Origin of the sequence: Mycobacterium sp., assembly GCF_050700595.1 — a bacterium.
GTDB lineage: Bacteria > Actinomycetota > Actinomycetes > Mycobacteriales > Mycobacteriaceae > Mycobacterium.
In genome coordinates this window covers 1-9,824 of record NZ_JBOHHI010000005.1, presented here as the reverse complement: position 1 = coordinate 9,824, position 9,824 = coordinate 1, and the positions used below count along the sequence as shown (strand labels likewise).

General features: G+C 65.0%; 7 protein-coding genes and 1 tRNA gene. 5 read left to right on the top strand and 3 right to left on the bottom strand.

The genetic code is table 11. From position 1 onward, the window contains the following. The 5 genes from ACRDTL_RS00200 to ACRDTL_RS00180 form a co-directional block, all read left to right on the top strand. On the top strand, nt 1-469 hold a 469-nt coding region (locus tag ACRDTL_RS00200; RefSeq protein ID WP_431504713.1), incomplete at its 5' end, for an Nramp family divalent metal transporter. Next, nucleotides 470-1,552: a poly-gamma-glutamate hydrolase family protein gene (locus ACRDTL_RS00195; RefSeq protein ID WP_431504712.1), complete on the top strand. Its 1,083-nt coding sequence runs from the start codon at nt 470-472 to the stop codon at nt 1,550-1,552. A 14-nt stretch (nt 1,553-1,566) separates the two neighbouring features. Continuing rightward, nucleotides 1,567-2,385 (top strand): TIGR03621 family F420-dependent LLM class oxidoreductase, encoded by an 819-nt coding sequence (locus tag ACRDTL_RS00190; protein WP_431504711.1) that lies wholly within the window; start codon nt 1,567-1,569, stop codon nt 2,383-2,385. 84 nt (nt 2,386-2,469) lie between these two features. Further along, entirely contained in the window at nt 2,470-3,855 is a 1,386-nt protein-coding gene (locus tag ACRDTL_RS00185; RefSeq protein ID WP_431504710.1) for a WS/DGAT/MGAT family O-acyltransferase, read from the top strand. A gap of 346 nt (nt 3,856-4,201) precedes the next feature. Beyond that, nucleotides 4,202-4,274, top strand: a tRNA-Arg gene (locus ACRDTL_RS00180). A gap of 37 nt (nt 4,275-4,311) precedes the next feature. On the opposite strand, the gene ACRDTL_RS00175 is transcribed toward ACRDTL_RS00180, so the two are convergent. The 3 genes from ACRDTL_RS00175 to ACRDTL_RS00165 form a co-directional block, all read right to left on the bottom strand. Then, nucleotides 4,312-5,307 (bottom strand): tyrosine-type recombinase/integrase, encoded by a 996-nt coding sequence (locus ACRDTL_RS00175; RefSeq protein ID WP_431504709.1) that lies wholly within the window; start codon nt 5,305-5,307, stop codon nt 4,312-4,314. 146 nt (nt 5,308-5,453) lie between these two features. After that, nucleotides 5,454-5,717, bottom strand: coding sequence for a helix-turn-helix transcriptional regulator (locus ACRDTL_RS00170; protein WP_431504708.1), 264 nt, complete (start codon nt 5,715-5,717; stop codon nt 5,454-5,456). Nucleotides 5,718-6,533: 816 nt separating this feature from the next. After that, a complete protein-coding gene (locus tag ACRDTL_RS00165; protein ID WP_431504707.1) occupies nt 6,534-9,659 on the bottom strand; it encodes an NACHT domain-containing protein in 3,126 nt (1,041 codons plus the stop codon). Nucleotides 9,660-9,824 lie beyond the last annotated feature (165 nt).

Sequence of the window (9,824 nt, the reverse complement as noted above, 5' to 3'; positions counted from 1 at the left end):
GCTGGTCGCAGCGTTCAACATGGCCGGTCGCGGCGACACCGCGTCGATCGAAGGCGCCTATGCTGCGGTGCGCGAAACGGTGAACCCTACGATCGCGGTGTTCTTCGCGATCGGATTGCTGGCGTCGGGATTGGCGTCGTCATCGGTGGGCGCCTACGCCGGCGCGATGATCATGCAGGGTTTGCTCTACCGGTCGGTGCCGATGCTGGCGCGCCGGCTGGTCACCCTGGCGCCGGCTCTGCTGATCCTCGCCGGCGGGTTCGACACGACCCGCATGCTGGTGCTCTCCCAGGTCGTGCTGTCGTTCGGCATCCCGTTCGCGCTGATTCCGCTGGTCCGGTTGACCAGCGACCACGCGCTGATGGGCGTCGACGTCAACCACCGCGTTACCACGGGTGTTGGTTGGGTGGTCGGCGTAATGGTTAGTCTGCTTAATGTGGTGCTGATCGTCCTGACCGTGCACGGCTGAATGCGTGCCGGCCGTCATACCTACTTCGCGTACGGGTCGAACCTGTGCGTCAGCCAGATGGCGCAGCGGTGTCCGGACGCGTTCGACCCGCGGCCGGCCGTACTGGGCAACCACGACTGGCTGATCAACCAGCGCGGGGTGGCCACCGTCGAACCATTTGCCGGTACGCAGGTGCACGGAGTCCTCTGGCAGGTTTCCGATCACGACCTGGCCACCCTGGACAGCGCCGAGGGCGTGCCGCGGCGCTATCGCCGTGACCGGCTGACCGTGCAAACCGACGATGGACCGTCGACCGCGTGGGTCTACATCGATCACCGGGTCAATGCGGGTATCCCACGCCCGGGCTATCTCGAGCGCATCATCGACGGCGCGGTCCACCATGGGCTGCCGCCTCGCTGGATCGAGTTCCTGCGCCGCTGGGATCCCGTCCACTGGTCGCGGGCCGTGTTTCAACCCACAACGCCTGCACCGCAGTCACTTTCAGGTCTACTGTCCGACCCCGGAGTCAGCGAAGCCAGCCGGCTGCGGTCGCGACTCGGCTTCCTGGCCATTCACGGCGGCGGTCTGGAAGAGATGACCGACGAGATCGCCGAACGCGCCGCCGACGCCGCCGACGCGTCGGTATATCTGGTGCGGCATCCGGACCACTATCCGCACCACCTGTCCTCGGCACGCTTCCATCCCGACGAGTCGGCCCGGCTCGCGGAGTTCCTCGACCACGTCGACGTCACGGTGTCGCTGCACGGCTACGGACGGATCGGGCGTGGCACCCAACTCTTGGCCGGGGGACGCAACCGCGCGCTGGCCGCTCACCTGGCCCGTCACCTCGACCTGCCCGGTTACCAGGTGGTCACCGATCTGGAGAAGATCCCCGTCGAGTTGCGCGGCTTGCATCCGGACAATCCGGTCAACCGGGCCCGCAGCGGCGGCGCGCAGCTGGAGCTTCCGCCGCGGGTCAGGGGCATCAGCCCGCGCAGTCCGCTGCCCGACGACCCCTGTCTTGACGGGCTGTCACCGGTAACCTCCGCTCTGGTGCAGGGCCTGGTGGCCGCGGCGCGGTCCTGGGAAATCCGGTCCGAATAGTACGGAGGTGGCTGGTGGCCAAGAGTTTCCGCTTTTCGGTGGGTGTGCACGCCGTCAAGTCGCGTGCCGGATTGCAGGAGAAGGCGCGGCGGCTGGAGGGTTTCGGGTTCGACGTCGTGCACCTACCCGATCACCTCGGTGCGCCGGCACCGTTTCCGGCGCTGACCGCGATCGCCGCGGCCACCACGACGATCCGGCTGGGCACGTACGTGCTCAACGCGTGTTTCTACAAGCCGGCCCTGTTGGCGCGTGACGTCACAGCGGTCGATCTGCTCAGCGACGGGCGCCTCGAGCTCGGCCTCGGCGCCGGCTACGCGAAGGAAGAATTCGAGGCCGCCGAACTGCCGTACCCCAGCGCGGGGCAACGCGTCGACTACCTCGAGCACGTAACCACTTACCTCAAGCAGCATCTGCCCGCTGTGCCGATCCTGATCGCCGGCAATGGCGATCGATTGTTGACCGTGGCCGCCCGGCACGCCGACATCATCGGGCTCACCGGCGCCAACCCCCGGTCGATTGGCGACCCGCTGGCCGAGCGCGTCGAGTTCGTCCGCGCCGCGGCCGGTGACCGGTTCGCGGATGTCGAGCTGAATCTGGCGATCACCGCGGTGCCGGCCGACAACTCCGGGATACCCGACTTGTCGCTGACCCGCAGGTATGCGCCCACGCTGTCCGATGACGAGTTGCTGGCGATGCCCGCCGTGCTCAGCGGATCCCCCCGCGATATGGCCGACCGGCTGCGCACATACCGGGAAACTTACGGTCTGACCTCGTTCACCGTGCAGGAAAACCACGCCGAGGGATTCGCGAAGGTGATCGCGGAATTGCGCTGAGGCACCATCAAATCCCAGAATTAACAGAAATTTTCGGGTCGAGGGGGTAGTGGGCGCGATGTCGGCGCCCCTAGCATGTCCTGCATGGAGAGGCTCAGTGGCCTCGACGCCAGCTTCTTGTATACCGAAACACCTACCCAGCCGCTGAACGTGTGCTCGGTAGTGGAGCTGGACACTTCCGCGATGCCCGGTGGCTACACCTTCGATCGGCTGCGCGACGGGTTGGAGCTGCGGATCAAGGCGCTGCCGGAGTTGCGGGCAAAGCTGGCAGACAGTCGGCTCAATCTGGACCACCCGGTCTGGGTGGAAGACGCCAACTTCGACATCGAGTGGCATCTGAAACGCATCGGGCTGCCGAGGCCCGGCGGGCGAAGCGAGCTGGCCGAGATCTGCGGTCGCATCGCCTCCGAGCCCCTGGACCGCAGCAGACCACTGTGGGAGATGTGGGTGATCGAGCGCGGCGCCGGCACTGCGCGCCACGGCGGACCGTTGGCGGTGCTTACCAAGGCCCACCACGCCGCCGTCGACGGGATTCTGGCCGCCAACCTGTTCGCGCGGCTGTGCAGCAGCGAACCCGACGCTCCGCCACCCGACCCGGTAGACGGCCCCGGCCAGCCAAACCAGCTAAAGATCGCTGCCGACGGGCTGATGAACTTCGCCACCCGTCCACTACGGCTGGCCGGCGTGCTGTCGATGACCGCCGCGTCGATCGTGACGACGCTGCGTCGCGTGCAGGCGGGCCAGACCATGGCCGCCCCGTTCGCGGCGCCACGATGCCGGTTCAACGCCGCCATCACCGCCCAGCGCGCCAGCGCGTTCACCAAGCTGAATCTCGCCGACGTCAAGGCGGTGAAGAACCACTTCGGGGTCACGGTCAACGACGTGGTCATGGCACTGTGCGCCGGCGCCCTGCGGAAGCTACTCGCCGATCGCGGCGAGCTGCCCAAGCGTTCGCTGGTCGCGATGGTGCCGGTGTCGGTGCACGGCCGATCCAACCGACCCGGACGCAACCAGGTCTCCGGAATGTTTTGCCATCTGCTGACCCACATCGGCGATCCGGTCGAACGACTGCAGGCCATCGCGCACGCCAATGCGATCGCCAAAGACCACAGCTCGGCCATCGGCCCGACCCTGCTGCAGGACTGGACACAATTTGCGACCGGGAGGCTGTTCAACGCCGCGTCGCGGCTTTATCCCAACACCGGGCTTGCCGCCCGCCCGGTCTACAACCTGGTCATCTCCAATGTGCCCGGACCGCAAGCGCCGTTGTACTTCCTTGGCGCACGACTGAAAGCCATGTATCCGCTGGGCCCGATATTCCACAGCTGCGGGCTCAACATCACCGTCATGTCACTTAGCGGCATGCTCAATGTGGGCATTCTTGCCTGCCCGCAACTGGTGCCCGAGGTGTGGGAGTTGGCCGACAACTTCCCGGTCGAGCTCGCGGCACTGCTGCAGCAGTCGCCTTAACGTCCAGTAGATCGTCGGGAAAGGTATGAGGACCTGCACCGAAGGCGGTCCCCGTCTTACGACGATGGGTCAAACTGGCCTCAGAGAGGTCCTAGTCAGCCGACTCCGACACTTCGGGCAGGTCACCTCCCAGACTGCCACCGACGCGGCACCCGGTGCAAGGCCGAAAGTCCTCTGCCGGCTGCGGAAAGTCACGCCGGAAAGCCGTTCCCGCTACACTCACAGCCGCTGCACCTCGACGACCACCCGGCCGTCGGGCACGGCGCCAGGACGTCACGAACACCACCGAAAAGCCGGCAACGGCCCCGATCCGTAGAGCTTTAATCGGTATTCAAAGACGTCCGCGGCCCTCGTAGCTCAGGGGATAGAGCACGGCTCTCCTAAAGCCGGTGTCGCAGGTTCGAATCCTGCCGGGGGCACTAGTGTTTTTGCAGGTCAGCACCGCTGACTATGACTTCAGCTCTTAGCGTCAGCTTCCTCTGGTCGGTGCTTGGTCGGTGCTTGGTTGGCATCCGATGACTCCCGTTGGCCGGCGATAGTCAGTCGCGCGGCAGCGTCGAGTCGTGAAGCGATGTCGTCGAGGTCCGTCGGAAAAAGACCCGCGTAGTGATTGAGCGTGGTCGCCGCTGATTCGTGACCGAGCAGGCGTGCGACCGCGACGACGGACGCACCTTCTTGGATAGCCAGCGATGCAGCGGTATCGCGCAAATTGTGGGGAGTGATTTTCAAGCCAAGCGCTTCGACCGCGGAATCAAAAACGTCGCGTCGCCAATTCCGGTTGCGCAACGGGGTGCCGGACGCTGAAGGAAAGACCAGTTCCCCCTGCGGTTGGAGCGCTTTATAGTCCGCGAACTCGCCTGACACGATAGCGGGGACGGGCACTGTGCGAGCCTGATGATTCTTGACCGGCGACAACTCACCTCGGGGCGCCTCCTCTGAATACGCCCGGGCGACGCACAAAGTCCGGCTGTGCAGGTCGACGTCAGACCATCGCAATGCAGCCAGTTCGCCCCACCGCAAACCGCAGTAACCAGCGACCAGCACCAGCAGCCGGTCCCGCGCTGCGTCGACCACTCCCGCGAGCCGCCAGAGCTCGTCATGGGTCAAAGGCCGCGGGTCATTGCCCTGAACCTTGGACAGACGGATGCCGGCGGCAGGATTGCGCTGGATTACACCGTCGCGCACGGCATAGTCGAATACCCGCCGCAAAACGCCGAGCGCGTGGCGGGAGGTCGCAACGGACTGCGTTCGCGACAGTTCAGCGGCCCAGGCCTGCACCTCCGACGGTCGCACCGAGACGAGTGGCCGGCGTCCGAAGGTACCGGCGATCTGCTTCGCAATCACTCCACGAATCTTGCGCACCGTGGCCGGCTGCCGAGCCGGCTGAGCGTCCAGCCAGATCTGGCACCACTCCCCTACCGGCCGGTCCCCCGCTGCGGGGTCAGACCACACTCCGGATCGCAGGCTATCCGTCTGGCGCCGTTCCCATTCCTGCGCATCACGTTTTCGTTGAAAAGTTCTCGACGCCACATAACGGCCCCGGTAGTAAATGCGAGCGCGATAAACCCGCGTACCACCGGGACCTATACGTCCCTCAATCACCCTGCTTGCCAGCGTGATTCACGCCGGATGTCGAGCCATTCATCGACCTCGCGAGAATCCCATCGGAGCGCAGTTCCGACACGGATCGCCGGCGGTCCATCGCCACGCAGCCGCCAAGCACGGATGCAGCCCACGCTTACCGTCAGCCGGTCCGCCAACTCTTGGATCGTCAGCAACGTACCGAGCGGATGCCTATCATCCTGCGGCTTCAACTGTTTCGAAACCGCAATCACCTTTGCCGGTATCTGGGATGCAGCCATCGTGTTCCTTTTATTGCAGTATGCGATTAGTTGGGATCATCGGATACCACCTGACTGTCTCGCTACCGCCGCCGCCAACTTCGCCCAAAATTGGGTTCCCTGCGAAACCAGAAAGTTCGGCCAAGGGTCTCGGGACTTCCGCTCGTGGCAGCGTAAATTGACTACATGACCACCCGGCCGGAGTCCAGTGGAGACGGCGCTCCACGACTGGCCCCGGGCCGGTAACACCGCTGCGGACGCCGAAGGCAATGCCACAGCGAGCTCCAGCTGCACCACCCAAAAGTTCGGCCAATTCCCCCAACTCACGGTGCCCGACAACTTTGATGAGGCGCTCACGGATGCTCAATCGCCCCTGGGAATTCCGTGCGGAGCCAACCCACTTGAGAGAGCGGACACCGCGTGGCGCTCTTCAATCTCTAAGTTATGAGCTAGCCGGTCACTGTCTCCCCCTGTACGCCCGGTCTCATAGCTGCAGATCAGCGTCGTTCAGCCGTCCGACCTGTCTCACCCTGTTCCGCTTGTACGCATCGGTTCCGCCGCGTTTCGTGTCCAAATCCGTGGCCATACGATTGAGCTTTAAGACTCATCCGCCGCCGCAGGCGCTTTTGATGGATAAGGTTGATTATCTGTGAAAAACTACGCTGCGTTTGTGGTCGAGCTCAGACTCGGTGATGCATCGGATGAATCAGCATGTGCGACGCGGGTCGTTAGGGGGCTTGATCACCAGACGCCTCTACCCCGGCCGAAGGAGCTTGGCTGGTCCGCGCCGAGGACGATCAGCACTGCGTAGCGTAATCCGAAGCGGCACACGGTCGTTCACCGGTACTTGGCCGCTGTGTCGACCTTGAGCCACCGCTCGGCGCGGGCGACGCTGAGAAGCGAAGGCAGCGTCGTCTGATCGCCAGGGCCGGATCCGTCTCCCCGCCGGGGCGGTGGTACTGGTACCCGGAGTCGATTGAGTTCGGCCAACTCGGCATCGGTGGTGTCGCCGGTGACGGGGCGGTTCCTCAGCCAGGCGAAGCGAGCGATCTGCTCTGCGGCGCGTAGTACCGTACGCCGTCGCCCCGGCGGGAGCTGCCCGAGAACCTCCGTGAGTTCGGGTAGCAGTTCGGATACGACAGGTCCCGACGCGACGCACCACAGAGCCAGTGCCCACTCTGCACGGCCAAGGTCGCCGTTGTCGATGGCCGCGAGCTGCTCACGCCACCAGTCGGCGTTGTGGGAGTGGGTGTCGGTCAGAGCGAGGAGCTCGGTGGGATGGCTCGTGGATCCGAACGCCGTCGCCTCGGCACACTTGACGTACGCGAGCCCGAACGGTGAGGCGGCGCCGATGATCGCGATCTCCGATGCGATCCAGCAACGACCGGCTTGCTCGTGCACCGCTTTGGCTGTGTTGGCCCACGGGAACGTGCTGCCCCTATAACCGGATCTGAACGTGCGCATCTTGCCGATCGGCTCCCACGGTGAGCGGGCCTTCCTGAGCTGGTTAAGTGCCTCGGATCTCCGACGTTTCGCTCTGTCGTCGCCGGAGATGAACCCGGTCGTGGAGCTGGTCAGGAATTCCCCAGGCGTCAGGGTGACCGCGACCTGCGCCGGCATGGAGCGCGTCGACGTGACACAGGGGCACTCGCCATTCAGCACCGCGGTCAACAGCGCGGCTTCGAAGGAGCTTCCGGATTCCGGGCCAAGCCCGGTGCTGAGGAAGAGTTCGGCGGCGCCGTCAGACAGGTCCATGTTCTCGAACCTTGCGGTGATCCCGGCGCCGGCTTCGCAGCAGGCCCCGACCGCGAGCCACGCGTTCTGCTGGGCCGTGCCGATTGCAGCGGTGAGCTGCTGGTACCACCACGTCGCGAACTCGCTGCGCTGATTGAGCAGTTCCCGCAAGACTCGTACACGCGGTGGGTTCTCGGCGTCGGTCGGGTTCTTGCTGATCAGAGCGGTGAGCCCCGCCCAGGTGGGGTCGGCGCCGTCGTCGGCGGGGAGGTCAGGAAGTTCGGGGAGCGCGATGATGTCCCGGCGGTCGAGGGCGGACAGCAGGATCGCGCTCCCCGTGTCCGAGCAGAGCGCGGTCAGTACCTTGCGGGCTTCGCGGGGGCGGCGCAGGAAGACGCCGTCGGTGAGCAGTGCCCACGCGGCGAGGTACGACGCCGACGCCGAGGTCTGCGCCAGTTCCTGCTCGATCCCGGCGGTCAGCGTGTAAACGTCGCTGCCCTTTGCGTTGCCCCCGTAGAATCTCGCGGTGTTGAGCCAGTACGGGCGCCGCAGCAGCTCCTGAAGCACCGTTGTGCTGTCGAAGTCGACGTTCTCCTCGCCCGCGTTGCGATACAGGAACCGCGCGGCGAAGTACTCCCGCAACGACAGCACCTCGAACTCGTAGGTGCCGTCAACCTTGCTGGTCAATGCCCACAGGCGATCGCTCGCACCCTCGAAGAGCTGATCAACGATCGACTCGCGGTTGCCGTAGGTGCGCTGGAAGTGGCGCATCGCCGCTTTCAAGTCGTCGATGGTCATGCGCCCGTTGATCTGCGATTCCTCGGTGTGCGCGTGCAGGTACCACCCGAGAAACGGGATGATTTCGAGGAGCTCTTCCTTGTGGTCGCGGACGGCCTTGGGGTGCTTGTTGGCCTCGCGGGCCAGGAGCAGGTCGACGTACTTGTCGTACAGGTCGGTCCGCTGCGTGGGGGTGGCCGCCCCCTGCTGGTGCAGGAGGTCCAACAGGATCGTCAGCTGCATCGGGTTACCGGCGAGTTCATGGATGTAGGGCTCCCGGCTCTTCTCCTGGAAGCTCTTCCGCAGCGTGCGACCGTCCTTGCTCTTGATCCCCCGGACGGCGCACCACTTGCGCAGGTAGTCAGCCCGCTGTTCGCCTGTGAGCTGGTTGAGCGTGATGATCTCGAACATGTTCGGCGACGGTTCCGCCAGCTCACCGGCGCTGGGGCGCGTGGTGACGACCACCTTGAGCGGCTCGGTGTAGGTCTTCGCCCGGCTGGCGAACGCGTCGATCTCGTTGACCACTCTGCGTCGGATGCCGGCGCTGCCGACTTCGTCGAGACCGTCGAGCACGACGAGACAGGGAACCCGCTCGAAGATGTCCTGCACCGTCGTCGCGGTGGCGGTGATACCGCCGCTCTCGTGCGTCATCAGGTCAGCGAGGAAGCATTCGATCGTCGCCTGCTCACCCTTGCGTGGCTTCGCCTTCGCCGGCTTGCGGTCGTCGGAGTGGTCCCACACGTCGTTGCCAGCGAGCCAGAGCGCGTAGTCGCTCAGGTCCAACCTGATGGGAAACCGAGGATTACTCAGTTCAGGAAGGGTTTTGGGTCGCTCCGACTCCGGGATGAACGCGCTGCGGTGCACCTGGCAGACGTACTGGCTGAGGGTCGATTTGCCTTGACCGGGGGCGCCACGCACCAGGATGAAGGGTGTCGGAACATGCAGCATATGAGCGGCTGCCCCGCCGAGGGAGATCGGCGTGCTCGATCGCAGCCGGGTACTGGTCGGGGAATGCACCTGGTCGGCGGTGACGTCGACGAAGAGGTCCACCACCATCTCCCGGTCCACATCCGCCTGGCTGAACTTGACCCGCTGGTCGTCCTCCCACTGCGCCGCGGCGACCTTGCGGATCAGTTTGCGGCCCGCCTGGTTCTTGGATGCCCCGACTTGCTCAGCGACCAGGTACCGGATGAGATCCCATCCTGCGAGCATGTCGGCGTAGGCCCACTTGGTCGAGTCCGGGGCGTTGTCGACCCACGGGTTGAGCGCCTCGCGCCAGATGCACGTCATCTGGTCGAAGCCGACGTTCTTCGCGTGCTCCTTCAGCTTCTTGTCCAGCTGGACGAAAGTGCCGGTTTTCGGCTTCGCGGTACTCGCCACGTTGGTCACCAGGACGTAGTTGCGTACGCCTTCCTTCGCGAGCCGCCGCAGGTTGTCCAGCTCCTTCTTCACGACCGCGTCCAGCCAACTGACCGGGTTCTTATCCGTGCCGCTAGGAGGGCGCTGAATAATCGGCGCGCCTTTCCGAAATATGAGGCTGAGCTGGGAAAATTGGCTCATGCAGGGTGTGGAGCGGGCGGATCGGGAACTTCTGGACGCGCAGGCTCTGGTCGGTCA

What these genes read in the sequence shown, in the direction of transcription:
- ACRDTL_RS00185 (WP_431504710.1), top strand. Translation starts at nt 2,470, where the DNA reads ATGGAGAGGCTCAGTGGCCTCGACGCCAGCTTCTTGTATACCGAAACA.
- ACRDTL_RS00170 (WP_431504708.1), bottom strand. Translation starts at nt 5,717, where the DNA reads ATGGCTGCATCCCAGATACCGGCAAAGGTGATTGCGGTTTCGAAACAG.
- ACRDTL_RS00195 (WP_431504712.1), top strand. Translation starts at nt 470, where the DNA reads ATGCGTGCCGGCCGTCATACCTACTTCGCGTACGGGTCGAACCTGTGC.